General features: G+C 36.7%; 33 protein-coding genes and 1 other annotated feature. Of the genes, 5 read left to right on the top strand and 28 right to left on the bottom strand.

Annotated features, from left to right (window positions below):
- The first annotated feature begins 91 nt into the window (after nucleotides 1-91).
- Nucleotides 92-340 (top strand): YetF domain-containing protein, encoded by a 249-nt coding sequence (locus tag RCJ95_RS17420; protein WP_370635294.1) that lies wholly within the window; start codon nucleotides 92-94, stop codon nucleotides 338-340.
- Between the two features lie 15 nt (nucleotides 341-355).
- On the opposite strand, the gene RCJ95_RS17425 is transcribed toward RCJ95_RS17420, so the two are convergent.
- The 4 genes from RCJ95_RS17425 to RCJ95_RS17440 form a co-directional block, all read right to left on the bottom strand.
- Nucleotides 356-964: a hypothetical protein gene (locus RCJ95_RS17425; protein ID WP_257522053.1), complete on the bottom strand. Its 609-nt coding sequence runs from the start codon at nucleotides 962-964 to the stop codon at nucleotides 356-358.
- Between the two features lie 447 nt (nucleotides 965-1,411).
- Nucleotides 1,412-1,771, bottom strand: a complete 360-nt coding sequence (locus RCJ95_RS17430; RefSeq protein ID WP_221679849.1) for a DUF1304 domain-containing protein — start codon at nucleotides 1,769-1,771, stop codon at nucleotides 1,412-1,414.
- Between the two features lie 67 nt (nucleotides 1,772-1,838).
- Nucleotides 1,839-2,465 carry a nitroreductase family protein gene (locus RCJ95_RS17435; RefSeq protein WP_221679850.1) on the bottom strand — a complete coding sequence of 209 codons (627 nt, stop codon included), beginning with the start codon at nucleotides 2,463-2,465 and terminating at the stop codon, nucleotides 1,839-1,841.
- A gap of 22 nt (nucleotides 2,466-2,487) precedes the next feature.
- Nucleotides 2,488-2,892 carry an Ohr family peroxiredoxin gene (locus RCJ95_RS17440; protein ID WP_004228436.1) on the bottom strand — a complete coding sequence of 135 codons (405 nt, stop codon included), beginning with the start codon at nucleotides 2,890-2,892 and terminating at the stop codon, nucleotides 2,488-2,490.
- Nucleotides 2,893-3,042: 150 nt separating this feature from the next.
- Here RCJ95_RS17440 and RCJ95_RS17445 point away from each other — a divergent pair, with 150 nt between their 5' ends.
- Together RCJ95_RS17445 and RCJ95_RS17450 are read left to right on the top strand one after the other, a co-directional pair.
- On the top strand, nucleotides 3,043-3,480 hold the full coding sequence (locus RCJ95_RS17445) for a MarR family winged helix-turn-helix transcriptional regulator (protein WP_054549302.1): 438 nt from the start codon (nucleotides 3,043-3,045) through the stop codon (nucleotides 3,478-3,480).
- Between the two features lie 172 nt (nucleotides 3,481-3,652).
- A complete protein-coding gene (locus tag RCJ95_RS17450) occupies nucleotides 3,653-4,102 on the top strand; it encodes an SRPBCC family protein (RefSeq protein ID WP_054549303.1) in 450 nt (149 codons plus the stop codon).
- A 59-nt stretch (nucleotides 4,103-4,161) separates the two neighbouring features.
- On the opposite strand, the gene RCJ95_RS17455 is transcribed toward RCJ95_RS17450, so the two are convergent.
- The 13 genes from RCJ95_RS17455 to RCJ95_RS17515 form a co-directional block, all read right to left on the bottom strand.
- Nucleotides 4,162-4,938, bottom strand: a complete 777-nt coding sequence (locus tag RCJ95_RS17455; protein ID WP_004228443.1) for a basic amino acid ABC transporter substrate-binding protein — start codon at nucleotides 4,936-4,938, stop codon at nucleotides 4,162-4,164.
- Between the two features lie 253 nt (nucleotides 4,939-5,191).
- Nucleotides 5,192-5,701, bottom strand: coding sequence for a hypothetical protein (locus RCJ95_RS17460; RefSeq protein ID WP_446722585.1), 510 nt, complete (start codon nucleotides 5,699-5,701; stop codon nucleotides 5,192-5,194).
- Complete coding sequence (locus RCJ95_RS17465) at nucleotides 5,698-6,177, bottom strand: RNA polymerase sigma factor (protein ID WP_004228445.1); 480 nt, start codon at nucleotides 6,175-6,177, stop codon at nucleotides 5,698-5,700. The genes RCJ95_RS17460 and RCJ95_RS17465 overlap by 4 nt, the downstream gene beginning before the upstream one ends.
- Before the next feature lie 193 nt (nucleotides 6,178-6,370).
- Complete coding sequence (locus RCJ95_RS17470; RefSeq protein WP_446722586.1) at nucleotides 6,371-7,165, bottom strand: nucleotidyl transferase AbiEii/AbiGii toxin family protein; 795 nt, start codon at nucleotides 7,163-7,165, stop codon at nucleotides 6,371-6,373.
- A gap of 494 nt (nucleotides 7,166-7,659) precedes the next feature.
- Nucleotides 7,660-8,421: an ANT(4')-I family aminoglycoside nucleotidyltransferase gene (locus RCJ95_RS17475; protein ID WP_312128812.1), complete on the bottom strand. Its 762-nt coding sequence runs from the start codon at nucleotides 8,419-8,421 to the stop codon at nucleotides 7,660-7,662.
- Between the two features lie 102 nt (nucleotides 8,422-8,523).
- On the bottom strand, nucleotides 8,524-9,015 hold the full coding sequence (locus tag RCJ95_RS17480; protein ID WP_312128811.1) for an immunity 22 family protein: 492 nt from the start codon (nucleotides 9,013-9,015) through the stop codon (nucleotides 8,524-8,526).
- A gap of 4 nt (nucleotides 9,016-9,019) precedes the next feature.
- Nucleotides 9,020-9,574: a hypothetical protein gene (locus RCJ95_RS17485; protein ID WP_446722587.1), complete on the bottom strand. Its 555-nt coding sequence runs from the start codon at nucleotides 9,572-9,574 to the stop codon at nucleotides 9,020-9,022.
- A 63-nt stretch (nucleotides 9,575-9,637) separates the two neighbouring features.
- A complete protein-coding gene (locus RCJ95_RS17490) occupies nucleotides 9,638-10,426 on the bottom strand; it encodes a class I SAM-dependent methyltransferase (protein WP_405026791.1) in 789 nt (262 codons plus the stop codon).
- Nucleotides 10,414-10,845, bottom strand: a complete 432-nt coding sequence (locus tag RCJ95_RS17495) for a BrxA/BrxB family bacilliredoxin (RefSeq protein WP_446722588.1) — start codon at nucleotides 10,843-10,845, stop codon at nucleotides 10,414-10,416. Before RCJ95_RS17495 ends, RCJ95_RS17490 begins: the two co-directional genes overlap by 13 nt.
- Nucleotides 10,846-11,433: 588 nt before the next feature.
- Entirely contained in the window at nucleotides 11,434-11,646 is a 213-nt protein-coding gene (locus RCJ95_RS17500; RefSeq protein ID WP_446722589.1) for a hypothetical protein, read from the bottom strand.
- Nucleotides 11,647-11,648: 2 nt separating this feature from the next.
- On the bottom strand, nucleotides 11,649-11,879 hold the full coding sequence (locus RCJ95_RS17505) for a M15 family metallopeptidase (RefSeq protein ID WP_263082467.1): 231 nt from the start codon (nucleotides 11,877-11,879) through the stop codon (nucleotides 11,649-11,651).
- A gap of 61 nt (nucleotides 11,880-11,940) precedes the next feature.
- Nucleotides 11,941-12,399, bottom strand: coding sequence for a hypothetical protein (locus RCJ95_RS17510; RefSeq protein ID WP_257522045.1), 459 nt, complete (start codon nucleotides 12,397-12,399; stop codon nucleotides 11,941-11,943).
- 570 nt (nucleotides 12,400-12,969) lie between these two features.
- Complete coding sequence (locus RCJ95_RS17515) at nucleotides 12,970-15,084, bottom strand: Ig-like domain-containing protein (protein ID WP_446722590.1); 2,115 nt, start codon at nucleotides 15,082-15,084, stop codon at nucleotides 12,970-12,972.
- 661 nt (nucleotides 15,085-15,745) lie between these two features.
- Between RCJ95_RS17515 and RCJ95_RS17520 the strand changes: the two genes are divergently transcribed.
- A complete protein-coding gene (locus RCJ95_RS17520; RefSeq protein WP_257522043.1) occupies nucleotides 15,746-16,003 on the top strand; it encodes a hypothetical protein in 258 nt (85 codons plus the stop codon).
- 179 nt (nucleotides 16,004-16,182) lie between these two features.
- On the opposite strand, the gene RCJ95_RS17525 is transcribed toward RCJ95_RS17520, so the two are convergent.
- The 11 genes from RCJ95_RS17525 to RCJ95_RS17575 all read right to left on the bottom strand — a co-directional run bounded on the left by RCJ95_RS17525 (nucleotide 16,183) and on the right by RCJ95_RS17575 (nucleotide 25,382).
- Nucleotides 16,183-16,383 carry a hypothetical protein gene (locus RCJ95_RS17525; protein ID WP_004228479.1) on the bottom strand — a complete coding sequence of 67 codons (201 nt, stop codon included), beginning with the start codon at nucleotides 16,381-16,383 and terminating at the stop codon, nucleotides 16,183-16,185.
- Nucleotides 16,384-16,791: 408 nt separating this feature from the next.
- Nucleotides 16,792-17,025 carry a DUF3953 domain-containing protein gene (locus RCJ95_RS17530; RefSeq protein WP_369355850.1) on the bottom strand — a complete coding sequence of 78 codons (234 nt, stop codon included), beginning with the start codon at nucleotides 17,023-17,025 and terminating at the stop codon, nucleotides 16,792-16,794.
- Nucleotides 17,026-17,158: 133 nt separating this feature from the next.
- Complete coding sequence (locus RCJ95_RS17535) at nucleotides 17,159-17,719, bottom strand: DUF4256 domain-containing protein (RefSeq protein ID WP_369355851.1); 561 nt, start codon at nucleotides 17,717-17,719, stop codon at nucleotides 17,159-17,161.
- 18 nt (nucleotides 17,720-17,737) lie between these two features.
- Complete coding sequence (locus tag RCJ95_RS17540) at nucleotides 17,738-18,028, bottom strand: RNA polymerase alpha subunit C-terminal domain-containing protein (protein ID WP_446722591.1); 291 nt, start codon at nucleotides 18,026-18,028, stop codon at nucleotides 17,738-17,740.
- Between the two features lie 64 nt (nucleotides 18,029-18,092).
- Nucleotides 18,093-19,526, bottom strand: coding sequence for a hypothetical protein (locus tag RCJ95_RS17545; protein WP_263082466.1), 1,434 nt, complete (start codon nucleotides 19,524-19,526; stop codon nucleotides 18,093-18,095).
- Nucleotides 19,527-19,926: 400 nt separating this feature from the next.
- Entirely contained in the window at nucleotides 19,927-20,397 is a 471-nt protein-coding gene (locus tag RCJ95_RS17550; protein ID WP_369579241.1) for a peptide-methionine (S)-S-oxide reductase, read from the bottom strand.
- Between the two features lie 193 nt (nucleotides 20,398-20,590).
- Complete coding sequence (locus tag RCJ95_RS17555; RefSeq protein ID WP_446722592.1) at nucleotides 20,591-21,952, bottom strand: amino acid permease; 1,362 nt, start codon at nucleotides 21,950-21,952, stop codon at nucleotides 20,591-20,593.
- Between the two features lie 78 nt (nucleotides 21,953-22,030).
- Nucleotides 22,031-22,282, bottom strand: a binding site (T-box leader).
- Between the two features lie 207 nt (nucleotides 22,283-22,489).
- Nucleotides 22,490-22,987, bottom strand: coding sequence for an AAA family ATPase (locus RCJ95_RS17560; protein WP_221679867.1), 498 nt, complete (start codon nucleotides 22,985-22,987; stop codon nucleotides 22,490-22,492).
- A gap of 182 nt (nucleotides 22,988-23,169) precedes the next feature.
- Nucleotides 23,170-24,075: an NAD(P)/FAD-dependent oxidoreductase gene (locus RCJ95_RS17565; protein WP_446722594.1), complete on the bottom strand. Its 906-nt coding sequence runs from the start codon at nucleotides 24,073-24,075 to the stop codon at nucleotides 23,170-23,172.
- 520 nt (nucleotides 24,076-24,595) lie between these two features.
- A complete protein-coding gene (locus tag RCJ95_RS17570; protein WP_221679869.1) occupies nucleotides 24,596-24,943 on the bottom strand; it encodes a CPCC family cysteine-rich protein in 348 nt (115 codons plus the stop codon).
- Between the two features lie 214 nt (nucleotides 24,944-25,157).
- Nucleotides 25,158-25,382 (bottom strand): hypothetical protein, encoded by a 225-nt coding sequence (locus RCJ95_RS17575; RefSeq protein WP_004228499.1) that lies wholly within the window; start codon nucleotides 25,380-25,382, stop codon nucleotides 25,158-25,160.
- Nucleotides 25,383-25,572: 190 nt separating this feature from the next.
- Here RCJ95_RS17575 and RCJ95_RS17580 point away from each other — a divergent pair, with 190 nt between their 5' ends.
- Nucleotides 25,573-25,926, top strand: a complete 354-nt coding sequence (locus RCJ95_RS17580) for a hypothetical protein (protein ID WP_221679871.1) — start codon at nucleotides 25,573-25,575, stop codon at nucleotides 25,924-25,926.
- Nucleotides 25,927-26,148 lie beyond the last annotated feature (222 nt).

The following is a 26,148-nucleotide window of genomic DNA, read 5'->3' on the forward strand; positions in this document are numbered from 1 at the left end:
AATAGATAATTAGCCAAGAGTCGTAGTCCTCTTGGCTTTTATTATTTATTTTAAAAAAAATATAACTTTATCAATTGTTTGTCGTATACTCTTGGAGCTTTTTACACAAGTTAATTCACATCTTTTAGAGTCTGCCTTTATAAAAAATAGAATGCATATGGAAGAGTTAACAATGATGTTACGCGAACAAGCTATTTTCTCTGTACAAGATGTACAATATGCATTACTTGAGATAGATGGTAAACTCAGTGTTTTACCAAAAACTTCTGAACAGGTTGCGACAAAACAGGGTGTCAAAGCAGATATCTCACAAGCCTACCTACAAACATTTTGGATTTGATAGAACTTATCTCTTTTATTTATCCGTCCATAGAACTTTGTAAAAATATGCAAGTTCAGCTCCTTCAATACCCGGGGGTAGTTCCCCATTTCTGCCTCTACCAGAATATAGTTCGTTTTTAGTAGTGCCTAGCCACGCTGTTAAATAAATAGGTTTATTTTTTTCTAAAGTCATTTTTTCGTCAATTAGTAAGCTGAAAGATGAAGTTGTCATGTTATTCGAATAAAATGTTGTGGCAAGCCCAGAAGGTATACCATTTAACAGTTTTAAAGAATGGTCTTCGTCCCTACTGTCACTTATTCCAAAAGAAATAAGGCTATCATTATATTTTGTTTCGAGTTCACCCCAAGTCTTTAGTAACTCCTCTTTAAACTTCCCATTTTCAAACACTTCCACTGAAAATTGCAAATCATCATCTTCTTTCAAAGTGCCATTCAACTTGAAAAAATTAATTTGCTCTACACCTGTTTTACTGATGAGTAAGGTTTCTTTTTCACTCATGTTGTAGGGCTCAATGGTTATTTTAGTATCTGATGGGGATTTTTCCTTTTCAACTCCTGCACATCCAATTAAAAACAACAAGGTGAACATTATTAACAAGCTGTAACCTGTAAAGTACCGCATTTTCGCCCTCCCATTTACGAGTGTTTCATTAAATTATTTCAAATTATACCCATTTTTGCAATAAGCATTACTACCTTCAATGGCCCTATAGCAAATAAACAACCACTCTCTACATGAGTGTTTTAATTGAAATTAAAGTTGTCCTGTCCTAGCTTTCGCTTAGCTGAGCGTATATCGATGGTAGGTAATAGCTCGAAGAATATTTCCATCAAAAATTATATCATTTAATCTTTTTAACTCATTGAACAATAATACTTTTTCTAACAGTTACAGATGCATCATGCATTTATTTAAAAAGAACAGTATCCAAATACCTTTGCTGTTGCTTTGGCTTCTGCTTATATCTTTGATAAAGCTCCTGATGTGTAGGATAGGGTGACAAGTTTACATTAAGTTTTTATGATTAAATAAAAATAAAAACATCTTACGCATTCTGTAGGGATTCCTTTAAAAAAATAAACTAATAAGTGCTAAAATAGCAGGTCCACCTTGTTTTAATAGAATCGATTTAGAGCTTGTTAAGCTACCATACAAAGCGACAATAATTACAAAGATTAAAAAAATGGCGACCATTTCCGTTTGCTGATGTGACAAAAATAATCCATACAATAAGGCGATCGCAATCAGACCATTATAAACGCCTTGATTTTTGAAAAGAACTTGAACATTTCCATTTTCTAACGCTACTTCAGACAGATTAAATGTTCTTGCTGTTCTTTTAGAAGTAGTAGCAAACGTTTCTAAATACATAATATACAAATGCTCAGCTGCTACGACTAAGCTTAAAATAAAAGTTAATGAAGACATCCTATTCACTCCTAAAAAATCTTTAAAAAAGCAATGTCCTCACGTGTATCAAGGACATTGCTTGAAATTATTTATTAAAGCGAACAATGCGGTCTATTGGTAGGCGTGAAGAACCATATGCTGGGGCTGCCGCTTCACCAATGGCTAATAATAAAATAGGAATTTCATTTGCTGGTAATTCCATGTATTCAGCGAATTTTGCTTTATCAAACCCACCCATCGGAACGGTATCATAGCCCATTTCCTTCGCTAATAGCATGATTTGCATCGATACTAAGCCAGCATCAAAATGTACGATATTTTCTAATGTTTTTGTTGGTGCTGAACCATACATTGTCAGCGCATCTTGTGCAAGCTTATTGGCAATTGGTTCTGGCATATAGCCCAGTTCCACATTTTTTGCATAGATTTCCTCAGCATTTACATACATCTCTATATCACCAATGACAGCAATAATAGCAGAGGCTGTTTCGATTTGCTCTTGATTAAATGAAAAGAAGTTAATATTCTTCTGAATTTCCTTATCATCAATCACAAGAAAGCGCCATGGCTGCATATTACTTGAAGAAGGTGCTGAAGTAGCATCCTGCAACAGCTGCATGATTGTTTCACGCGGAATTTTAGTCTCTGCATTGTATTTACGAACAGATTTACGCATTTGCATAATTTGTTTTAATGATGTAGTTGATAACATGTAGTTTCCCTCTTTTCACAATTTAAACTGCTTTTATTGTTACATTAATATTGCCCATTGTGGCTTTTGAATATGGGCACACCGTATGTGTGACCTCTAATAATTCCTGTGCTTCCTCCACTGCTAGTCCTTCAATATGCCCTTCGATTTCCACTGCAAGCACATAGTCAAAAGAAGCTTGCTCCATTAATTTCACTGTTACTTTAATTGTTGATGCATTTTTTAGTTTCTTTTGGCGTTTAATTAAATCTAATGCACTATTAAAACAAGCACTATAGCCAGCTGCAAATAATTGTTCTGGGTTTGTCACATCGGCTAATTTGGAGCCTGGTGGTGCAATTTTTAACGATAAAGATTGATCTTCTGCATAGGATGTGCCACTACGGCCACCTTCATTAATCATTGTAGTTGCGTATAATTCTTTCATAACTGAAAACCCCTTATCTTTTGTTATTAATTAAATTGTATACAATCTAATTTCCACAAATTGAATTGTACACAATTTAATTGCGTTTGACAAGTAGGAACTTTATTTTTAATATAAATGGTAGAAGAAGAACTTTAAGAGGGGATTTTTATGCCTAATCATTTAGATAATCAGCTGTGCTTTCTTTTGTATGCAACATCAAAGGAAATCACTCGGCAATATACATTATTATTGAAGCCTTACGATCTTACTTATACAGGCTATATCACTTTATTAGCTTTAGAGGAAAACGAACAGATAACGGTGAAAGAATTGGGCCAACGTTTATTTTTAGATTCAGGAACATTAACACCGTTGTTAAAAAAATTAGAGGCAAAGAATTACATTTGTCGTGAGCGTTCTAAGGAGGACGAACGATTAATGAAAATATATTTAACTAAGGAAGGCGTAGATGTAAGAAGGAAACTACCTGAAGTGTCCCGCCAAGTGATGAAGCAATCTAATATCTCGGAGCAACAATTTGTACAACTGAAAAATGTACTTCAAGATATCGTTTACAACGACTGGAAAATAAAAGATGAAAACTAACGCATAGCTATTCCATTAATAGGATTAGTCTCCCCATCAGCAAACCTAATAAAGTAGACCTGTCAGTGCAAATAAGAAGGTTGGAGCTACATTAGCTTCAATCTTTTTTGTTTTTCTCTCCCTCATCTCTTCAAATTGTTAATAATCATGTGACTATAGTAGAGGTGTTTGGATGAAAACATGGACAAAGACTATAAACATAAATGCCCCCATTGAAAACGTTTGGAAATTACTTGATGGCTCTTTAGCTGATATGCAGAAGATTATGCCACAGGTAATTGAAAACAAGCCTGTAAAAGTAACAGAAGAAGGGGTTGGCAGTATTTATCGCCAAAAATATAAAGAAGGAAAACGTATCGAAACGTATGATGTAGAAACATTGGAATATTCGAATACACCTGATAAAAAAATATTGAAAGTAGGCTTTGTACTCGCTAATTTGTTTGAAATTACGGCTTACTATGAATTAAATAAAACAAATGAAACAGAGACTTCCTTTACTTATTCCGTAACAAATAATGCCTTAAAATGGTTCGTCAAATTATTTTTATTGTTTGCATCGGACAAAGTAGTCCTACAATTTTTAGAACGGGTCAAAACAGTTGCTGAAGCGCAAGACTAGCACCTAAAAAATAAACCGTAGAACTCCCCTTGAGGTGAGCTTCTACGGTTTATTTATTACTAAAAGTCTGAACCTGTAATTTCTTTTAACTTACCGTTTTCTTTAATCTTTTTAAGGCCTTCATTTAACTTATCTAAAAGCTCTTTGTTCCCCTTTTGAACCATGAAACCATAGTATTCTTTTTCGAAGGAATCATCTTTAATTACTTTGATTTTGTCATTTGGATGTGCCTTGATATATTCATAAACAACTGAATTATCTCCAATCGCCGCTTCTACGTTGCCATTTAGCATCTCTTGAATAGCAATTGGTTGATTTTCGAAAGCAAAAATGTTGGGACTAGATTCACCCTGTAGCTTCTTGGCAGCCATATGACCAGTAGCATTAATTTGTACAGAAATCTTTTTATCTTTTAATTCATCCAATGATTGGATCTTTGAATCTTCTTTCACCACGATTAATAATTGAGATTCGTAGTACGGCTCAGTAAAATCAAATGTTTCCTTACGCTCGTCCGTAATGGTAATCCCTGCACCACCAATATCTGTTTCACCATTTTTAATTGTTTGGAATACAGGCTCCCATCCAATACTTTCCCACTTCACTTCAAAATCCATTTCATCCGCGATTGCTTGTAGCACATCCACATCAATCCCTACAATATTCCCTTTATCATCAAGAGATACGATAGGTGCAAATGTAGCCTCAGTACCTACCTTATAAACTTTTTTACTATCTCCATCACCTGATGATGTATTGTCTTTCGAGCCGCAACCCGCTAAAACTAGCGTGAAAGCTGCCATAATTGTAAGCAACACCATTAAATTTCTTTTCATAGCCCATCCCCCTAGTATGATATTTTTTCCATAATGCGTATTATTTTTCGCAATTCGGAAATGTAAGACTATTACGTAAATTATAGTGACAATATTCTCTTTAGACAATACTTTTTTGTATAAAAATAATCATTTCTTTATAAATAGTATTATTCAATCTCGTTTTTAGGATAAAAAGGAATAAATAGTTAACCAGAAGCTATACAAAAAAAAGAATCTCCCTTAGGAAATTCTTTTTTTGAACATCTAATCTTTATCGTATTGGATGTTCAAAATTCCAATTTGTATAAATGGCAGCAGCCTGAACTGGGTGCGAGGAGGTATCTTCTGTATAGCCGCCAATTAAATTACCTACTCTAAAAGTAGGCTCAAATAGCTGTTCCTCCTTAGGTGGTGCTGTCGGTCCATCTATTCCTATTTTGGTTTTATCTGTCACGACTACTTCCATACCGTTATCCAATGTAAAGCTCAGCCCATCTTCTCCAACTTCCGTAATTGTCCCTTCGATATTTACTAGCGCACTTGCCGCAGGAGCTGAATGGTCCGCAACAATTCTCTCCGTCAAATCAATTGGTGTATCATGATTTATATTTACCATAGCAAGGACAGCAATCACTGCACAGGCTACTAAGCTCCCAACACTAATTCTTACTTTTTTCATAAAGGACCTCTTTTCATATTTCATCATATCTTCCTGCATCTTACGCTTAAATTCCTCAGAAGCATGAATCTGCTTCATCACATTCTTATAAGCATTCATCATACTTTGCTCCCCTCTTCTAGAATCGTTTTCAGCTTCATTCGTGCCCTTCTGAGCTTTGAGCCTACTGTATTTACGTTGATCTCTAATAAATCAGCAATTTCTGCCGTTGTATAGCCCTCGTAATAATGTAAATAAACAATGACTCTCTCTTCTGAAGGAAGCTCAAAAATTTCAGTAAGAACCATCTGCTCCTCTTTTGCAATAAAGGCCATTTCGTCTGTAATGGGTACCGTCTTCTTCACACGTGAGGACTTAAAATAATCCTTGCACTTATTAAATGTCACCTTTATGAGCCAAGCCTTTAAATGTGCTTCATGAGCAAAGGGCTTGTTCTGCCTCATCAGTGTCATATAAACCTCCTGCACAATGTCCTCCGCCTCAGCCATATTTTTGGTCTGTTGCACAGCAATTCGTATGAGGGTGTCACTATATGTTTGAACAATTTCTTGCACACTTAAGCCAGCAAACTTTATCATATTTTTCACCTAACCTCCTTCATGACATAATACGATTCAACTTTATCTATTCGTGCAACAGATACACTTTAGCTACATTTTAATAAAAAGAAGAAACCATTCATGAGACATACAAATGTATCTCCCTAATAAATTACTGAATAATAGCCATGCAAAAACCCGCAAACCGTAGATGATTTGCGGGTCCCTCTCTTCATTGCCAAGCTCGATTGTTCCATTGCTTGAAAAATTCGTCCTCAGCCAAAATAGCTTCATAAACAGGGGTAAAGAATTGTTTCAGAATCCCTGTCATCTCGAGTGTAGAAGTTAGCTCGATTGTAAAATGATGACGATCAAATAAGTCCACAATATACGCCTGCAATCTTCGTCCTTCAATAGTTTGCGTTTGTAGCAATTGTTGTACTTCATTTATTGTTTTTTCAGTCTTTTCTAATGCGGGGTACTGGTAAATTTCGATAAATTTTTGTGCAAGCACGAATTCTGTTGGATATGTATAAACCACCGCAGCCTTATTGTCTAGCAAGCTCGGAAAAATAATAGTCTTTGGTGTTATTCGCAATCTTTCTTTAAAGGTAATCCTTACTTCTATGTATACTGTCATTTTGCCCAATGTAGCTGGTATGCTTAGTTGAATATTGTCATTCGATACGGACGATTTGATCTGCTGTGCATTCCATTCAATACCATCCGCTGGTATTGCTAGTGAGCAAATTTCATTAAAGGCCTGTTTCACTATATCGTGTTGATGAACGCTTGCTTGCGCTGTCAGCGTGACTTCTTTGGAAGGGTTCACCAAACCATTTGTTAAAGCAAATAAAAGTAGATCCCCATCTAGATAAAATTGATCTTCATAGGAGGATACAGATAGACGATAAAGCAGTCTTTCTTGGCAATAGCGTGATACTAGCTGATCCATACTGTCTTGCCGTGTAACCATTTCTTCTAATTGTGTCACGACATTCGTCGATAGTGTGTCGATATTTCCCATTGACATCCCTCACCTTTTTGATTTTTCTGATTTTTTATGCAGAATTTAGATTTTTACCAAAATTCATGCTTTTATTATCACTTATTTATGGAAGAGAGTAAACGGTAATGTATACCAAAAAGGCCTGTCATGGTTGAACATGACAGGCTTTAAAATTAGACAAGGGGCAGCCTCGCTGTTGCGAAACTACCCCTTTAGTATTTATAGGTAACATTCTCGTAAATTGTAAAAGTCTCAACCCAATCGTCTGGGGAATATTATCTTGAAACCAAATTCGTTTCATCACCGCGGTAAAATTCCACTGTGTGCCTTCTAACTTAAGCAACGCAAACCCTACCATCTTTTGCGTCCTTGCAGCCCCAAAGCATGCGCCAGTGTGAATAAGTATCTACAAAAACAAAAAGCAGAATGCCAGATTACGGAAATATGCTACCTAAAATAGCACGTTTTCTATTATAGCATCTTATACTATAAATGTAAAGCTCTATAAAAAATTACCAAGGAATCTCCTTAGAGCATTTAATCTGATAGCCCTTTTCAGCTGTCCATTGGAGAAGTGTTTGCCAAAAGTTTTCACAGGCAGCTATGATTTGCTGAGGATTCGTTAGATTGCCAGTCATGACCATTTCAGCTAATGCTTTTAACCCGTGTGGCTGATCATCCATCGCTAAAGCCTCAGGTAATACTTGTGCGGATGTTGTATAGCACTGCTTATGGTGTAATCCTACTATCATGGCACCTGTCATCGCTATTTTCATCGCTAGTATCGGCAAAAATGTGGTGGGACCCTGAACAGCTATGTTCCTTAATTTTCCCATGTATTCATACATTTCTTCTACAATGGTTTTGCAAATTGCTTCCTTAAATCGGGCATTCTCCACAGTGGCCGCTTTGTCTTTGAGTTCTAAAAAAAAGCCCGAAGGATCATAAAGTGGCTGTAAATCGAAAAACTTCCCATTTGTTAATGGCCAATCTTCCTCAACCGTTATTGCCTCTTCGATAATCACTTCTGCCTGATCGAAATTGACCTCTGCCTTCCAATCTCCTGCTGTCCATTCATAGCTATAGCTGTGATCTAATTGATGACAGATACACTTAAGCTCAATGTCGGAAAACGGGCCATCTGTTTTTCTAGCCAGCGAGCCATAAATACCAATTGCTCGAACATTTGCCCCATATTTTGCGATAACTTGTTGCGCAATCGAGTGGCCAATCTGCATGCGTTCATCACTTGTCTTTTTTCTTGGTCCAATCATTTACATCGCTCCTTTTATAATAAGATCGTTGTTATTGAACCAAGGTGGACCACGGGCTTAACGAGGAATTTTTGCTGGTGACATCATCAAAATCTCCTTTCATCACATTTCCTGCAATTTAATAGAACATACAAAATCGATATGAAACGCTTCATGGCTTACAGATTGAATGTGACCCTCATATTTCATGTCATATAGTAAAATTATTGCATTATAAGCTTTCTGTAGTTCATTCCCCATTTTGGCTAGCACTTGATGTTTAAATTGCTGCGAATAGGAAAATTCATCACAAAGTAGTTGCTTAAGTTGATTAGAAGCTGCTTCGACAAATAACGCTTCACAAAAATCCTCGTCGAAGGTTAAGCCGAAATCGTATTCAAATTGATTGTAGAACTCATCATAAAGTGCTTTAAACTCTTCCTCACAAGTACGGTGCTGATTTTCTGGTAAAAAAAGCTTTGCTAACTTTTGTGAAAAGGCTTCGTCCGTTTCATCTTCTCCCTGATAGACAGTGGCAAGATATGTATGTAACTGTTCTTCGCTTGTAAAATTACCAACCCATATGGAAACATAGCCATTCTGTTCATCATCCATGACCTCACCCCTTTCTCGAATAAATCAATGCACCGCCTGAGCCCATTATTATTAAATGCTTGCCAGATGGAGAAAATCCACCTTTAATCATGCCATCCAATCGCTGTAAATCAATAGCTGTCGCATTTTTTAAATAAGTATAATTAGTTGTATATAAATAATCGAGTACTACTGTTGCACGTGGCCACCAAGGATAAATAACTTCAACCTGCCAGCCATCTGCTGTCATATGAATCCCATCCCCAGCTTCAAAGCCGAAAATAGATATTGACCCCTGAGGTAATTGAAACGATAAACGGTCTTCACTCATTCTGTCATAGGTTTCATCCACATCTCGTTGTCGATGAAGTCGACGACCTGTTATAGGCTCAGTGACACTATAGCCAGAGCCACTAATTAGCACGATGTTTTCCTCATGATCCCAACCGCAAGCCAAAACACCATTGGCAGCAATGCTAGTTTCATACGCCCATGGAATAGGAGGTTTCGTGCAGATCAACGATTGTGCATTCGCCAGCAATTCTAGCTCAAAGGGAGTTCGCCTACCATTGTTCACCATATTATTCCACCATCCCCTTTTATTACCATATACTAAAAAAAGGCTTGTCTCAAGAACAAGCCTCTATACCTCTAACACACCATAATGAAATTTTGCAGTTATCCGTTCATGCTGCTGAAAGCCATAGGTCGCAAACCACTCTGAGCGAAAATGTGCCTTTAACACCACACGCTTTTTCGCTACACGTTTGGCTTCATGAACCCATTCATCGGTTAATGTGACATGCTCCCCTGCTAGCCGTAGTGACTGAAAATTATTGGCCTCTTCAATAATCTTCTCAAACATCGGGTCCAAATAAACCACATCAAATGCATTGTCTGGTAAGGTGTTTAAATAGCGAACAGCCTCTGACTGTATTACCTCGATGTGTCGCATACAGGCAGTTAAAGGTAGCTCGGATGTATCATAGGCTTGCATCCCCTGTCTAACAATAAACGCTACATTTGGATTCGCTTCTAGTCCGACAACACGACCTGCTTTACCCACTGTATAAGCCGCTAACATGGCATCTGCCGCTAAACCTAACGTACAATCTAACACAGAATCCCCTAGTTGAAGCTGTGCCGCTTCCAAAAAAGGCTCTGCCTCACCACGGGCAACACGCTTTAATCGAAACGCCGCAGAATTGGGGTGAAAGAAAAACGGCTCCTGCGTCCCATAGGCATAATACTCGAAGCGATTCTTCCCAGCGACCATCACATGTGCCTGCAACTCCTGCGAAATTTTGCGAACAGAGCGCTTGTTCCGTGGCTCAAACGTAGCACCTAATTCTTGACACGCAAAAGCAGCGAGCGCCATCGATACATCATCTGGTCTGCCCGCTGTCGTCACTATCGTTTTTAGTTCTCGCATGTTTGCTCTAACACGCCAGTTAAATGAGAGACAATCTGCTCCACAGCGAATCCCTCAATTTGTTCACGTGGGATAAAGTAAGCCAACTCCCCATCCTTTAAAATCGCCATAGATGGTGAGCTAGGTGGCACATCCTCAAAATAACCACGCATCGCCGCAGTCGCCTCTGGGTCCTGCCCCGCAAACACCGTCACAAGATGATCTGGCTTCACCGCTGCAATCGCCTCACGTGCCGCTGGACGAGCAAGCCCTGCCGCACAACCACAAACCGAGTTAATCACCACTAACGAAGTTCCCTTCGTCTCCGCCATAAATTCATTCACCGCATCCGCAGTCGTTAGCTCCGTAAAACCAGCCTCCACAAGCTCCTCACGCATCGGCTTCACAACCTGCTTCATATATTCATCATAAGCGTTCATGCTTTTACCCTCTTTCCTATGTATTCGCAAACCTTATTATAGCAAGGTTTCGTGTGAAAGTACAAAGACATGCTTTTCGCCTGTTTTCGTGGGTTTTCGGGGGGAATGTGACTTTTTCGTGATTTTGGTGACTTTTTTGTGTAACGGATAGTGGTTTTGCATTTTATCAAGTATTAGTTTATGGAAATATTACATATATGAAATAGAGCAATACATTGTTAAGATTTTATAGGTCTAACATTCTAAGGGGAAATTTCCAGAAGTGAAATTGAGGCGAGTTAAATGACGTTCGCATCGTTTGGATTATTATGTATACCCATTTTTTATCTTTATCATTACCTGCGTGACCAATTTATTGATTTTTTGTGCGACTAGTCCATTAGGGCTTTTTATCGGTGTTATGGCAACTGATACCGGAGAAATCCCTATAGCTTCATTCATTTTAGGATTTTTATTCATTACTGGTTTACCATTACTTTTCTTCATTTGGTCACTAAGAGATTTTCTGATTTTATGTAAAAAGTAAGAGAGACAGTAAGTAGAAACATAAAAAAGCCCATTACCAATTAAGTTAACGGGCATCTACTGTTAAGCGCTACGATGTGCAATTATAATCTTCAAACCTTCAAAATCACTATCCGTCAATGTACCAGCATCAAATTTATCTGGATGTGATTTATCGATAAGCTTTTTGTCCACTGCTTGCTTAAGGTAATCACAAGCTGTAGCTTTGAGTATTTCATTCGTAAATCGCATTGTATCATCATCCTTCACTATCGATTTAGCTGTATTGTCCTCCACAATTAATTACACTTGGTATTTGCTATAGTGGGAATAATCACTTGTCCTTCAATTTTATATTCTTTTGGCATAATCCAAGTTGGTTTAACTTCAAAATGTGGACGATCAATGTTCGCTGTCCAATCTCCACCCCATGTAATACTAAGCTTTATTGCAATAGCACCGACTCGACTTAGTGTTGTCACATCATATAAAGAGTGTGGGGGCAAACTGCGATATCCCATGCTAATCATGACTTATGGTTTCTGTCCATGGTCCAAGTAACAATCTGCCCTGCATCCTCTCAACGTTTTCTTAATTAAAATCAGTTTCAAATGCCTTAACCAGTTGTTCCCATTGTTTTACAACTGAACTCCAATTTTGCTCAGGGAAGCTGTTAGCAGTATAGTTAGACAAACTCAATGCTTCTCCAACCCTTAAAATATATTCTGTATCCGCTTTTCCCCATTTTTCTACCTCAAATAAATCACTTTTTGGCAAAGGTTCTAAAAAATTGTATATGCTCAGTAGCATCTTTTTTTCTTTATCATTCAACACACTACTTGCGAAATTATTAGTTATTACCGAATCAACTAAAAGACCTTTTACCTTATCTAGCTGAATCATTACAATTTGAGGGTCCTGAAAATCATTTTCTTTTTGATTGTTTATTGCTAAATTTAATTCATATAATTTGAGGTTTAGGTTATAAATGAAGTATTCTTGTTTCCTCGAATTATTTTCTATAAACGTCACTACAAAAAATAAATTCAATAGTAAGCTAATGGGTAACAAAATTAATAACGCTTTATAAATCTTTGTTTTATTAATTATATCAACTCCTATATCTTATTTATTTTTAAACGACTAATTGACATATATTTTTAATTAAATAAATTAATACTTTTCGGAAATGTAAATAATTACAAATTATAATAATTTCTAAGGGGTAGGCACAGCATGTGTTGTTTTTCACCGATGCAGAGAATTAACTTTTGTTCTCTGAGACGACCACTAGAAATGGAATAGAACAAATATAAAATTTCTATTCTATCTCTTTTTAGTGTGAACATAAAATTATAGCTAAAGAAACCAACCATAATAACAATAGATATGCCAAGAGTAAAATATTCGTATTGACAAAATCTATTTCAAATTTATTTATTACCCTTGTAGTTATTGATGTAAGAATTGATGAAAAGACTATCTTTATATAATTTCCCATCATTGTTTCTATTTCAAGCTTTTCAATATAATAGATTACCATAAACCACTTTCAAACGAATGAAAGTCACTAGAAAAGGACACGTCCATAGACGCATCCTTTAGCTTGTAAAATTAGTTCTATTGGAAATTAAAAGTCCATGTCATCGACCCAGTTTTATTGTTAATATCTGTGTAATCAAATGTTATCTGCGCTTCCCCAATACCATTCTTCTGCACATTTAAAGAAACATGTCCTGAGGGATTTGGACCTGTAATCGTTGCAGTAGCAATATTGTCATCATTGCTTCTCGGATTGCTGAAAATGACAGTAGAATTATTTTCTCCTGTTATGGCAACGGTCAAAATTACATTAGTTGACATGGCATAAGGTCCACCAAATGTCCCACCATCAACATATGGTGGTGAAATATTAACTCTTGGTGTATCTGGAATTGTTACCGTTACGGGTGCTGACTTGTAAGCCACTACTCTAGTGTTATTATCCACTATTTTATAGTTTACCGTTACATCACCAGCTGTAACACCTCTTATAGCCCCTGTACTTTGCTGAATTGTTGCAGCTCCTGTACCATTTGTTACAGTCCAGATGATGGATTGTCCGACTCCAGGAGGCGTAAAATTAGTTGCTGCTGAGCCCCAGCCAATAACTGAATAAGGTGCTGGCACCATGGGTATTGCAGCTACTGCTGCTTGTGGATGAACTGTCACAGTTGTCGTACCTTTTTCAATTACTACGCCATTAGCATCCATTCCTACATACGTAATAACTGAGCTACCTGCACTTATAGCTGTTACTTGGCCAGTTGTAGCATTCACTGTCGCTACACTTGTTGGTTCAGCTACAAAACTTTTGTTTGTTGCTGTTGCAGATAAGCCTGCTCCTACTGAAGCTGTTATCACTTCGTCCATTTGCAGTACTTGCGAATATGTTGGGCTTTTTGCTGTTGCCTCATCATATACAGTGAGACTCACAGAATTCATTTTACCATTACTACTAGTATACGAAATGGTTGTTGTGCCCGGTGTGTGAGCAGTAATTTCACCTGTACTAGAATGAACTGTTGCAACACTAGTATTGCTTGATGACCAGGTTATGGTGCCTGATTCGGTTGTTTCTGCTGTTCTACTAGTAGTCTCTCCCATTTGTAAAACAGATGATGACGTTCCTACGCCAGTAATCGCTGCACCATTGCTATGGGTCACTGTGAAAGTAACTGAAGCTGTTTTTAATCCATCTACCGTTGTTGCTGTTATGGTCACAGTCCCTATACCAGTCGCTATTACTTTCCCCTGCCCGTTAACAGTTGCAACGTTCAGATCTGATGAAGACCATCTCACAAGTTTATTTGTCGCATTTGCAGGTACAACCGTTACTGTTAGTGTCTTTGTTTCACCAATTTGAAGATTTTCTATTACCTCATTCAATGTAATCCCGACTACAGGAATTACACTTGGTGTTGGTGTAGGATCTGGGGTTGGGGTTGGGGTTGGCTCTGGTTTTGGCTCTGGTTTTGGCACCGGTTTTGGCTCTGGCTTTGGTTCTGGCTTTGGTTCTGGCTTTGGTTCTGGCTTTGGTTCTGGCTTTGGTTCTGGTTCTGGTGTTACTTTATCAATCTGCTTTAAAAACCGAGACGCAACAAGGGCAACTTGTTGTCTTTCAGCTATTGCTTGTGGATTGAAACGATTTAATGTATCGCCTGTCATTAGGTTTGATGCTACTGCAAAACCTACCGCATCCCTTGCCCAAGCAGAAATTTTATGTTGGTCATCAAAAGTAAGCTGCTCGCCAAGGCCAATAGATTCGCCACCTAATGCTCTAGCAAATAGAGTAGCCATTTCTTGACGTGTTAAACCTGAGCCAACCCCGAACTTCCCATCACCTGTCCCATTTATTAATCCAGCTTTAACTGCTGCTTCGATAGCTGGATAAGCATAATGAGTTGTTGGAATATCGGTAAATGTTGGAGTACTTGGAGAGTTAGTTAGATTCAAATTCAGTGCTTTCGCTAAAATTATAGCAAAATCTTGTCTTGTAATTGCTGATGTTGGTCTAAATTCACCATCTGGATAACCATTTATAATGCCTTTTTCTACTAACTCGTTGATAGCATTTTTTGCATAGGAATTCTCAATATCAGAGAAATCAACTGCAGCAAAGGTGACTGTATTTACTGAAAGAAATGAAACGACAAAACTTGATAAAAATACTATACTAATTATAATATTTTTCAAAATAACACTCCTTAGTTTAGTTTGGAATAAGTACTTTCATCTTCAATTATTAATTTTTATAGCCATTTAATGTCGTTTCTATTAACAAACGTTAATAGTACTGTTAATTATTAACAGCATGGAATTATTCTTTGTTTTTGCAGCTGACTTCTCATTTTACTTAGAGCTCTATCATCACAAATTACTTGTTAAATTGTATCCCTCCTATCAACAAACTCATCTAGTTTTAACAGGTCTTCTACAATAAATATTCTTTACCTATTACTTTTTTTCCTTCTGTAATTCAATCCATCCGTTAAATATATATTGATTGCAAAATAAACAGTAATTAACGCTTACTTTCATATTCAATATATGCCTATTCGGCAGTGGTAGATATGATAGTTTATATCCAACTGACTTAATACTGTGTTCTTGATAATATGTCTCAACGTTTTTTCAATGCTTACAGGTGCCATCATCTGGTCTGATTAAACTTGAAAATCAATTACTAAAAAAAGTAAATATACTAAATCTTTTCAAGTTCAGTACGATAACAACTATGGAACTAAAAATGTGAATGGGAAGGTGACAATTTATCATGATGACGACAAAATTTTCTAATATGCAATATTTAATGTCACGTAGATCCTCGTCTAAGTATTATGGGTTGACGCGACAAATGAACAAGGAAGTTAAAGCTACATCAAAAGAGGATCAAGAAAAAATAAATAATGTAAATAAAATTCTTGAAGAAAGTAAAACTTCTAAATTATCTACCAAACAAATTGATACGTTAAAAAGTGCTGTAAAGCAAGGTTTATTAGGATCTAGTTCTAATCATTTAAGCCCATTAGGTATGTATAACTATAAAAAAACAATCGCAAGTTCGAATTCAAACTTACATTCAACTTTAAGAGCTTATCGAAGTTCTATCTAGTATGTATTAGCAAAACACCCTTTAACCAATTAGAGGGTGTTTGTCTTGTAAGGCTGGTTTCATATCATGGTATTCAAATAACCAAAGTCGAGCATCATGTATGCTTTTAAATTCTTATCCCCTTTTAAACGTCCACTATATAAAAAGGATCACCTTCCTATCAGTGACCCTTTCAACGATTATTTAAAATTCTGTGGTTTTACCACCTTAAATGAAGCAACTTCTCCGCAGTTTTTACAAAAAGTCATTTGGAGTGGTGACCCTACCGCCATGATTGCTCCTATAGGCCTTATATTGCCCTGGCTTGTAGTACCACCCACCTGTCCAGTCGTAAATTTATCTCGACCACAAGCCTTGCACACTAATTTTTCATTCTCCATCTTATCACCTCATTATGTAATTTATGTAAATTATAGCATAAAAACCTTTAGTATGAGCGACGAGCGGTCTGCCCCATCAAATGATTAGCATTAAGTCATATTCTTATTATTCATTTTGTTAATTCTTGTAGAGTGTAAATGAAACGGTTAAAACGGAGGGAAAAACGTTTGAATTTCCTGATGAAATTCAAAAAGTAATTGTGATGGGACAAGGGGCAAATCGTGAGATAAAGAGACGGACTATTGAACATGCTGATGATATCGACAGAATAAAAAAACGCCATGCAAATTTTAACTGAATCCCATACAAATATAGGGCCATCATATAAGTTGAAAGTGATTGATGAAAATGGCTGGAAGGACTTGATCGATGTATGGTATTACGAAAATTAACAGTGGCTGCTTCCCTTAAATCAAGACAAAGCTTTGAACGGACACATAGATTGAAAATATAGATACCCCCATTAGGAACCAACCATAAACTGTTCGCTGTTTTTGGAATTCTTGAATGCCTAAAGTGAACATGAAAAGGCCTAAGAACAATATCATGAGGTAATTCAATTGGAAATCTCGTGTGACTAGTCCGTAAACTGCGAGAGATATGCCTGTGATGGAAAAAATAATTTTCAAACAATTTAACATAATTCTCCACCTCCCCTTTTAGTTTATCATACACTAAATAAAGGTTATAGCTAACTAGAAAGACATTGGCCTAACTATATTTCCATAGAAAAAGGCATATGCTCATCCGCAGATCGGCATATGCCTTTATTTTTTAAACTCTTAACGATCCACGGAAGCCTCTTGCTGCGTAGTAGGATTCTGCTCCATTGTGGTACATAAAGACCATGTCATAGCGACGATCGCAGAAGATGGCACCGCCGAGTTTGCGAATGTTGTCAGGTGTTTGTACCCAGCTTGATGTTTTTAAATCGAACTTGCCAAGCTCCTGTAGCTGGCGATATTGCTCCTCTGTTAACAGCTCAATGCCCATTTCCTTGGCAACATCCATTGCCGTATTTTCAGGCTTATGATTTTTTCTAGATTCCCATGCTTCACGGTCATAACATAAACTTCTGCGACCTTTAGGACTTTCCGCAGAACAATCATAGAAAATGAACTCATCCGTGTTTGCATCATAGCCTACTACATCTGGTTCACCACCTGTTGCCTCCATTTCGTGGAGCGACCATAGTTTCTCCCTATTAGCCTCTAGCTTAGCTTGGACATTTGCCCAATCAAGCCCTTCATGACGAGATGTATTTTTCTCGAAGCGAACTTGCAAAGTATTGATTAGTTCCTCGGTTTGCTCTTGTGATAATTCCTTCGTTGACATTGTTATCTTCCCCCTCACTTATTTAAATGACAAGCCTTCTTCTTTCAATGATGATCTCATAATCGGTAAGGAGGCTGGTCCAATACCATGCAATTTTAAGATATCCTTTTCCGTGTACATAGATAGTTTTTCCAACGTATCAATACCTGCGTGCACTAATGCATTTCTTGCAGGTGAACTTAGTTTGGAAAGGAAGCCACTGTTAGGTTTATTTTCCCGATCACAGGTAGGGCCGCTTGGACAATCTGTGCTTTTGTAAAATCGATGTCCATTTTCACAAACTTTTAATCTTTTTTCTGCCAATGTCATCCCTCCAAACCTTATGCTTTTGTCCATTTTACCATATTTCAATCTAGGGGATTGCTAGGGAAACTTAGAATGCCTCTATTTGTTGATCTGTTAAGTTTTGTGCACCGAGGTATTGAACTTTCGGTACCCCATCCATATATTTCACCACAGCATATCTTTGTATCCCTGGTTTTAGCCAAATCCGTGCTTCCTTAGGCCAACTTGCAAAATCCTGCGCAAACATTTCCTCTGATGTAATGTTTGTATCCTTTGAGAGCGAGTATTCAGTATGATTAAATTCATTATCTAAGATGGTCACATAGTATAAATCGTCTCTGACTTTATAGACATCTTGAAAATGGCGGTCAATCGCATCAAAATAAAAACCAGTTGGATAGATATAAAACTTGCCTGCTTCATAAGACATAATGGACTGGCTATCTCTGGAAGGGAAATTCATCTTCTCGATATCTAAGTCAACGCCAAATGTTTCTTTGTATTTTTCTTTGACGGAGGCCCCATCAAAAACCATTTCACTCATGTCTGAATACTCATGGTCAAGATTGGCCTTTTGAATAACATCTAACACTAAAGATTGGACGACACGTTTGTCTTGATGATGGATGCGTCTCACTGTATTAAATTCACCTAAGGCACCGATGATTTCTTCCCTTTTCTTCTTTTCTAGCAATGCTTCTTGCCCAACTATACTATTTACGCTCGGTAAGAGGGCAGCAAGGACTGTGCCAACATTGCTAGCTGGGCTAGTATAATCGAAACCATATTTTTTCTCGGAAAAATTACTAATCAGTATGGAACGTTCCTCTCCAGTATATGGGGCAAAAGCTGTGTCATATGTGGCTTGATCTGTTACTTCACCATCTAAAAAATAATCGATACCCACTGCATTGTTATTATCAATTGTATAGCCAGTAATAACTAACTCCATTGCTGAGTTAGATGGCTCCTTGGCATAAATCCATATCTTGTCCACCGTAGTGCCTTGACTTGTTTGATTGGAGAACATTTTGATGAATGTTCGACCATCCTGACCTTTGACTAAAGACACATTCATATCACAGGCTGAGCAGACCAATTGATCAACTTCACTTGAAAAAGATAGAATAGCGCTTTCGCCATTCGCATTTCCCGTCCAAACTTCTTGGATATAATTATCCTTATTTCGATGTGTATATGCAGATAATGGATAGTCTACTCCCTTCATGAAGGCATAAACCTCCTGAACCCCATCATTATCAAAATCGATTAATTCCGAATATAAAACGCCCTGATTATACTCATTTTCAGCAAATGTTTGCATATCGTATGTATAGCCTATTGTCTCAACGGCCTCAGATAATTTCTCATATAATTGACGATCTACCAACTGCTTTTCCTGTGCTAACTTAGAAGCTGCTTCTTGTTCAACGCTAGCCTCGACCCCAGTCTCCTCCTTGGATTGATTTGAACATCCGCACATCAATACCATGAGGAATAATAACAACCAACTTTTTTTCATATTAACATTCAACCTTTCAACACTATGTAATATCTATGTAAATTTTCTACATTTACTACTTTATACCAACATAAGGGTGCTGTAAGTAATAAAGTTTTGATATACCCATTTGCTAAAAATGATTTAATCCAAACTCTCTATATGGAATTGCTGAACCTTTTGTGGCTCTTTAGGGGGAAAATCTCACTTAAAATCGTAATGCTTCCCTTTATCAAAATTAAATAGTTCCGCTTTTGTAAAGTGACAATTTTAACCCTTCTAAATAAGAATAACCCCGTTCCAAGTTAGGACGGGGTTAACAGTAATATGCTTTCTTGTTTCATCAATAGCACTCGCTGAGATTGATCATTTCCTTCTAATTTTCTGCGTTTTAGCACATAGAAAGGTCTTGTAAATTCCGTTATTTATATTTATTTAAAATTTCTGCGGGAATATGACAATAATCATTTGGACATCTGGTTAATCTATCCTGATGCTCCTCTGCACTTCTGACATAGTTTGTTAGGGGCAACACTTCAACCATTATAAGCTTGTAATCATTTCTCTCTCTAAGAAATGCCCTCGCCTCTTTTAAATGCTTAGGATTTTCACTATATACGCCTGTTCTATATTTTTCGCCAACATCCTGTCCTTGTCTATTCAAACTGTAAGGATCAATGATTTCGAATAAATAGCCAATTAAATCTCGAATGGTTACAACTGTTGGATCAAACCCCGTTTTTACACATTCAGCGTATCCATCATAATCGCCCTCAAGCGTACGACTTGTTCCATTCGCTCTTCCTGCTTCTGTAAACGTAACTCCTGGTAACGTTTTTATAAAAGCTTGTACGCCCCATAAACATCCACCAGCCAAATATACTACTCCCATCATGCCCCTCCTTTTTTGTCTAAATACAGATCAATTTTATTATGAACCTATTCATAAAGAAAGGCACTCATCACATTCTTTACTAATGGATAAAAATGATTAGACCTTAGATAAATGTAACGAATCGAGTATACCAACAGAATTTTTTTACAATATGTCTGCGCTGTAGAAGTATCAATATGAAAAGATGTAACTACTTCTTAACATGTATTACTTTGTAGCCAATAAATAAGATGAAAAACCAAATTGGTGCGACATATAGGGCAACACGCATATCTGGAATAAACGCCATTAGCACAATCACCATTAATAAAAATGCAATAGCAATATACGTAGAAAGTGGGTAAAGTGGAATTTTGAATTTCAGTTTGGCTACTTCCTCTTTCGTTTTTGACTTCCTAAATTTCAATTGTGCTAATAAAATAATCATCCAGCTTGTAATAACTGCAACCGTCGCAACAGCAGAAATATAGATGAACACTTTTTCAGGTACTACATAGTTTAAGACAACCGCGATTAATAACACAGCTGAAGAAAATAAAATTCCTCGACTTGGACTACCATTTTTGCTTACTGTTCTAAAATACTCTGGACCATTTTTTTGTACTGATAAATTGTGTAGCATACGTCCTGAACCGTATAAGCCACTATTAAAGGCAGACATTGCTGCTGTAATGACAACAAAGTTAATAATGTGAGCTGCAGCAGGGATACCAACGTAATCGAAAATTTGAACGAATGGGCTACCTTCTGAGCCAACTTCGTTCCAAGGATAAATAACCATCATAACGCCTAGCGCCCCAATGTAGAAAATTAAAATACGCCAAACGATGTTGTTAATGGCTGATGGAATGGCCTTGCTAGGATTTTTTGCTTCTCCTGCAGAAATACCCACTAATTCAACCCCACCGAATGAGAACATAACTAATACGAGTGACATTAAAATACCATGAAAACCGTTTGGCATGAAGCCACCATGTGCCCATAAATTATCAAAGCCAATTGCTTCACCGTGGTTGCCGACACCAAACAAAATAATGGCTAATCCTAGAACGATCATACCGATAATTGCCACAACTTTAATCATCGCAAACCAGAATTCGAATTCTCCATATGCTTTTACATTTGCTAAGTTTACAAGCGTCATCATCACAAGTACCACAAGGGCAGTTACCCATTGTGGAATATCTGGAAACCAGTAGTTAATATATACACCGACCACTGTTAATTCTGCCATGCCCACGACAATCCACATGAACCAATATGTCCAACCAGATAAGAACCCAGCAAAGCGTCCTAAATATTTATTCGCGTACATACTGAATGAGCCTGATACAGGTTCCGCTACTGCCATTTCACCTAATGCACGCATAATGGTGAAAATAACTAACCCGCCAATTAAATAAGCTAGTAAAATAGATGGTCCCGCCATTTGAATGGTTGAACTAGAGCCATAAAATAAACCGACCCCAATGGACCCGCCAAGTGCAATTAATTGCATATGACGCGTGCTTAATTCCCGCTTTAGTTGTGAATCTTGATGATTATCTTTCATAATGCTTACTCCCCATACGTTTAGATTTTCAAATACTTGCTCAAAAAAGGAATAAAAAAAACGCCCCTTTGGATTAACCAAAAGGACGATTCAACTCGTGTTACCACCTTTAATTTATAAGCAATTCACATTACTTACCTTAAGAAGTACGGTCATTTGACGATACTCTCGCACATGATTACGGGTGCTTACCGGCGTAGCCTACTTAGAATAATCCTTTCGGTACACAGCTCCAAGATGAATTCTCAATTGTTTTACATGCACCTCTCATCGACCGGTAACTTTCTGTTCGTAAAAATAATTGATACTACTTCTTTTCATAGCCTTTGTTCTATACAAATATTTTTGAATTGTTTTTCATTTTACAGAAAAAAAATAGTTTGTCAATATAATTTTAAAAAATTCTTCATAAACCGCATAAATTACAAATGACAATAATAGCTAATTTCTAAACAGCACTATGTTCTTCAAGTAATACCCCTGTTAGTTTAAGAAAAATATGACGTTCATTTAATAAGCGAGCCTGATAACTCTGTGTTATTCTTTCCCACTAAACTCCCATATATTTAAACCCTCGGAAGCTTCTGGTGCTTCAAAAAATTTAGTAACTTCAATAAACGTCGCTTCCGTGTCAAAAGCTGCTCTTTCGGGTTGTTCATTACGCCTTTGCGCAATTTGAACCAAGCATTGCTGGTTATTTAAATTAAGGAAAATTAGTTGATGGTTTGCATTGACCTCTGACGCTATATCCAAAAACCATTTTCGCTGTTTTTGAGTATTACCTGGAAAATCCATTACTACATCCGTACCAACACTCAATATGTTTTGGACATGCTTTTTCACCATCGGCTTGAGCTGTGCTGATAATTTTAGATAGTCCTCAAATGATGTGATCTGATTGGGATAAAGAGAGGAAAGCCACTCATCCTCAGATAAAAGGACCGCATTTTTTTCTTTAGCCAATTGTTTTGATTTTGTTGATTTTCCTGCCCCCATTTTTCCACAGAAAAAGTATAGAGTCCCCACTTGTTTCATATTTTTATTCCTCCGCACTTTTTTATTACCCTTGTAAAACTATAATTTTTGCAACAAGAAAAACGGATTCTACAATCAAAATCCGTTCTTTGTCATTTCTTATAGTAACTCTAACACAATATTTGAGAATACATTAGCTGATATGTTTTTACTAAGATCCTATTCCAAGTGTTATGACATCATCAAAAGCGTTCCATCGTTAAATCAGTATTTACTGAAACAGCAGCTTTATTACCTTTAGCAGCTGAAATCATTAAAGTGGATGGTTTAGATCTTTCGGTTTCCCCTGCAATATATACATTTTTTTGAGTTGTTCTACCAACACCATCTGTTATCACTTTTCCATCTTCATCAATATCACAGCCAAGCTTCTCAGCAAACTGATTGGGGCGATAATAAGATGGGGCAACAAATCCACCCGACCTTATAATGGTTGCTCCTGTTTGAAACTCTATTTTTTGTAAGTACCCATCCTTACCGATGAGGTCTTTTATCTTCTCTGATATAACTTTGATATTGTGTTTTTGTAACTCCATTTTACCTTCTCTAGATAAGTGAGCTCCATTCGTTAAGACAACCAAATCCTGTGACCAATTATAAATTAACTTGGTCAAATGCAGTACATGCTCTTCTTTTTCTGCCAGCACCACTAATGGCTTATCCTTTTGCTCCCAGCCATCACAATACGGACAACTAAATAGACTTTTCCCATAAAACTTTCTTATACTTGGTATAGTAAATATTTCTTGAACACCGGTGGCGAGTATGATTTTTTCTGAAACAAATTCCTGACTAGTAGATGTTTTGACAGTAAATCGCTCATTACCTATACCCTTTATTATTTCAGTAACTGTAGCATTAATATAGGACACAGACGGGTAATTCTCCAACTCTTTTAACGCTATATCTTTAAACGCTTGTGGTTTTATCCCATCACGCGTAATAAATCCATGTGACGCCTGTGTCACTCTATTCCTATTTGTCCCATCATCCATTAATGCAATATTTCTCCTAGCTCTTCCTAAAGTTAAGCCAGCACTTAACCCAGAAGGACCTCCGCCTATAATGATACAATCAAGAACAGTCATTTTTACCTCCGCATTGATTTGGTTTTCTTTTGAAATTGTAATTTGCATTAGAGAACTACATTATTTCCTACATCTTGGATTTCCATTCTTTACACACTAATAACGCGGAGTTTTTGTTTATTTTATATTAAAAAAGACGCATTCCTGTTTAAAGAAATGCGCACAATTAGATAAATTTGATAATAGTTGTTCAATAACTTCTGAGTCTTTCGGGTATGTATGAATAAATTTCGAAATTACCTTGCAATTCTTCCAAGGTAATTTCTTCATCTGGGTCTTGATATTAAATATCCCCACCTGTTATTTCACATAAAAAATATTGTGTTGTTAGTTTATATTATTTGATAATTTTTAGCGCTGTTCCTTATTGCAAAATCTCGCCCGATTCTTGAACAATTTAAAACCGTTAATTTCTGTTTCAGACGTACTCATTCTGGAGGGTGTGCGGTGAACCAACCCGTTTGCGTTGCTCCTCCCGTAGTCGCCGTTTTCCAACCCAATCAACTTTGAATCTGCTTCTTCATTTTGTTGGATATTCATATTCTTTTGGTTGCCTGCAAGACTTCTTTAACATAGGCAATACTGCCCCAAAACTTTGATAATTTTTTCTTGCTTCAGTCAATGTTAAGCCATGGTTTTGGTCACTTGCCTCTACATTACTTTGAATAAACAAATCTATCTCCCAAAAACATACGGGACAAATATAAGCAAGGGCCTCGCCATTATTCGGAATTGTAATAAACTCGCAGCAAGGGCATGGTGAATTTCCAACTACTATATCAGATTCAATGTCATGTTCGCAGTTAGTTGTATCATCGTAGTTTATGCTTGGTAAGTATTGATTTGTCTTATTTTCTTCGTTTTTCATTTTTGATAGACCTCCAACAAAAATTGGTTAAAGCCTTCAAATACTCTTTACCTAAGTTCTGGAAGAACAATCTTTCACTTTTCATTTTGATAAAATACTATGATTGTAATCTCTTATTACTGAGCATTCAGTTAGCCATCAACGAAGGGCAAAATTAGCATGTCTCCATAGACAATGGAAGATGATTGAGTCCCTTCATGGAAGTTTAATTTCGTTATTTGTGAGTTAAAGGTGTTTCTGGTCTATTAGAGCAATATTTACAAGTAGGGTCACTACATTTTGATTCAGTCCAACTATTACAATTAGGACAAAAATAAGAATCAAAATCATCGTAATATACTAAATTATAGTTGCATTTAGAACATTTATCTTGTTTAATTTCACCATAAAATTCAAAATCATCTATCATCACTTTGCCATAGCCTTCTGTTATTTTCATAAATAACCTCCTTGAAACAATTTAATCGATAATTGTATAATTAATAACCATTCTAACATATATTATCCAAATATTTTTCAAATATATTACATTAATTTCCAACAATCTGTTTCGTTATTTGAATAAAAAAAACGTGCGAAAATTTTTGAATTATTGATAAAATTAAACCATTAATCTATTGGAGGACATAATGAACACGAAACAATTAAATGAGCAATTTTATGCGAATGGAGAACTTGTTGGTACTGTCAATCATTGCATCTGTGAGGATTGTATTTTTTATGCGGAGCAAATTATGAAAAATAATATGCTTATCGAGTTTTTACATAGTAATGGCCTTGATCCACGAAAAGCTAATGAAGTTTGGTGTTACATGGAGAAAGATGGGTATAAACATTACACGATTGATTTTTTTGAAGTGTACGCAGATAAGGAAGAAACGCATACTGTTGGCAACGCAAAAATCACATTTTACGTGAACATCTACGCTGAAAAAGAGCAGCTTCCATACGGATGCACAATAGATGCTATTTTTAAAATGTAGTGTAACTGAAAAAATCTCCAAAGCGTCGTTTTCGAACCTTTCGTTAAAGAATGTTCCTCAACAATCTGGCCCGTTCGTAATATGAGGTTAGCCAGTTTTTTCTGGTTGACCTTTTTCTTTTAGGTCTTATTATAACGGTAGTCGGGGTAGAACGTCTGGCCCGTGGGACTAGATCCCGTCCGCAAAACTGTTCACCCCCTACTTGTATAAACATGTTTCGAG

The sequence above is a fragment of the Lysinibacillus sp. BSL11 genome, assembly GCF_052928325.1.

Bases quoted from the DNA above. Each gene is read 5' to 3' on its own strand.
- RCJ95_RS17425 (WP_257522053.1), bottom strand. From the start codon at position 964: ATGCGGTACTTTACAGGTTACAGCTTGTTAATAATGTTCACCTTGTTG.
- RCJ95_RS17430 (WP_221679849.1), bottom strand. From the start codon at position 1,771: ATGTCTTCATTAACTTTTATTTTAAGCTTAGTCGTAGCAGCTGAGCAT.
- RCJ95_RS17435 (WP_221679850.1), bottom strand. From the start codon at position 2,465: ATGTTATCAACTACATCATTAAAACAAATTATGCAAATGCGTAAATCT.
- RCJ95_RS17440 (WP_004228436.1), bottom strand. From the start codon at position 2,892: ATGAAAGAATTATACGCAACTACAATGATTAATGAAGGTGGCCGTAGT.
- RCJ95_RS17445 (WP_054549302.1), top strand. From the start codon at position 3,043: ATGCCTAATCATTTAGATAATCAGCTGTGCTTTCTTTTGTATGCAACA.
- RCJ95_RS17450 (WP_054549303.1), top strand. From the start codon at position 3,653: ATGAAAACATGGACAAAGACTATAAACATAAATGCCCCCATTGAAAAC.
- RCJ95_RS17455 (WP_004228443.1), bottom strand. From the start codon at position 4,938: ATGAAAAGAAATTTAATGGTGTTGCTTACAATTATGGCAGCTTTCACG.
- RCJ95_RS17460 (WP_446722585.1), bottom strand. From the start codon at position 5,701: ATGATGAATGCTTATAAGAATGTGATGAAGCAGATTCATGCTTCTGAG.
- RCJ95_RS17465 (WP_004228445.1), bottom strand. From the start codon at position 6,177: ATGATAAAGTTTGCTGGCTTAAGTGTGCAAGAAATTGTTCAAACATAT.
- RCJ95_RS17470 (WP_446722586.1), bottom strand. From the start codon at position 7,165: ATGGGAAATATCGACACACTATCGACGAATGTCGTGACACAATTAGAA.
- RCJ95_RS17475 (WP_312128812.1), bottom strand. From the start codon at position 8,421: ATGATTGGACCAAGAAAAAAGACAAGTGATGAACGCATGCAGATTGGC.
- RCJ95_RS17480 (WP_312128811.1), bottom strand. From the start codon at position 9,015: ATGGATGATGAACAGAATGGCTATGTTTCCATATGGGTTGGTAATTTT.
- RCJ95_RS17485 (WP_446722587.1), bottom strand. From the start codon at position 9,574: ATGGTGAACAATGGTAGGCGAACTCCCTTTGAGCTAGAATTGCTGGCG.
- RCJ95_RS17490 (WP_405026791.1), bottom strand. From the start codon at position 10,426: ATGCGAGAACTAAAAACGATAGTGACGACAGCGGGCAGACCAGATGAT.
- RCJ95_RS17495 (WP_446722588.1), bottom strand. From the start codon at position 10,845: ATGAACGCTTATGATGAATATATGAAGCAGGTTGTGAAGCCGATGCGT.
- RCJ95_RS17505 (WP_263082467.1), bottom strand. From the start codon at position 11,879: ATGATTAGCATGGGATATCGCAGTTTGCCCCCACACTCTTTATATGAT.
- RCJ95_RS17520 (WP_257522043.1), top strand. From the start codon at position 15,746: ATGAACAAGGAAGTTAAAGCTACATCAAAAGAGGATCAAGAAAAAATA.
- RCJ95_RS17525 (WP_004228479.1), bottom strand. From the start codon at position 16,383: ATGGAGAATGAAAAATTAGTGTGCAAGGCTTGTGGTCGAGATAAATTT.
- RCJ95_RS17530 (WP_369355850.1), bottom strand. From the start codon at position 17,025: ATGTTAAATTGTTTGAAAATTATTTTTTCCATCACAGGCATATCTCTC.
- RCJ95_RS17535 (WP_369355851.1), bottom strand. From the start codon at position 17,719: ATGTCAACGAAGGAATTATCACAAGAGCAAACCGAGGAACTAATCAAT.
- RCJ95_RS17540 (WP_446722591.1), bottom strand. From the start codon at position 18,028: ATGACATTGGCAGAAAAAAGATTAAAAGTTTGTGAAAATGGACATCGA.
- RCJ95_RS17545 (WP_263082466.1), bottom strand. From the start codon at position 19,526: ATGAAAAAAAGTTGGTTGTTATTATTCCTCATGGTATTGATGTGCGGA.
- RCJ95_RS17550 (WP_369579241.1), bottom strand. From the start codon at position 20,397: ATGGGAGTAGTATATTTGGCTGGTGGATGTTTATGGGGCGTACAAGCT.
- RCJ95_RS17555 (WP_446722592.1), bottom strand. From the start codon at position 21,952: ATGAAAGATAATCATCAAGATTCACAACTAAAGCGGGAATTAAGCACG.
- RCJ95_RS17560 (WP_221679867.1), bottom strand. From the start codon at position 22,987: ATGAAACAAGTGGGGACTCTATACTTTTTCTGTGGAAAAATGGGGGCA.
- RCJ95_RS17565 (WP_446722594.1), bottom strand. From the start codon at position 24,075: ATGACTGTTCTTGATTGTATCATTATAGGCGGAGGTCCTTCTGGGTTA.
- RCJ95_RS17570 (WP_221679869.1), bottom strand. From the start codon at position 24,943: ATGAAAAACGAAGAAAATAAGACAAATCAATACTTACCAAGCATAAAC.
- RCJ95_RS17575 (WP_004228499.1), bottom strand. From the start codon at position 25,382: ATGAAAATAACAGAAGGCTATGGCAAAGTGATGATAGATGATTTTGAA.
- RCJ95_RS17580 (WP_221679871.1), top strand. From the start codon at position 25,573: ATGAACACGAAACAATTAAATGAGCAATTTTATGCGAATGGAGAACTT.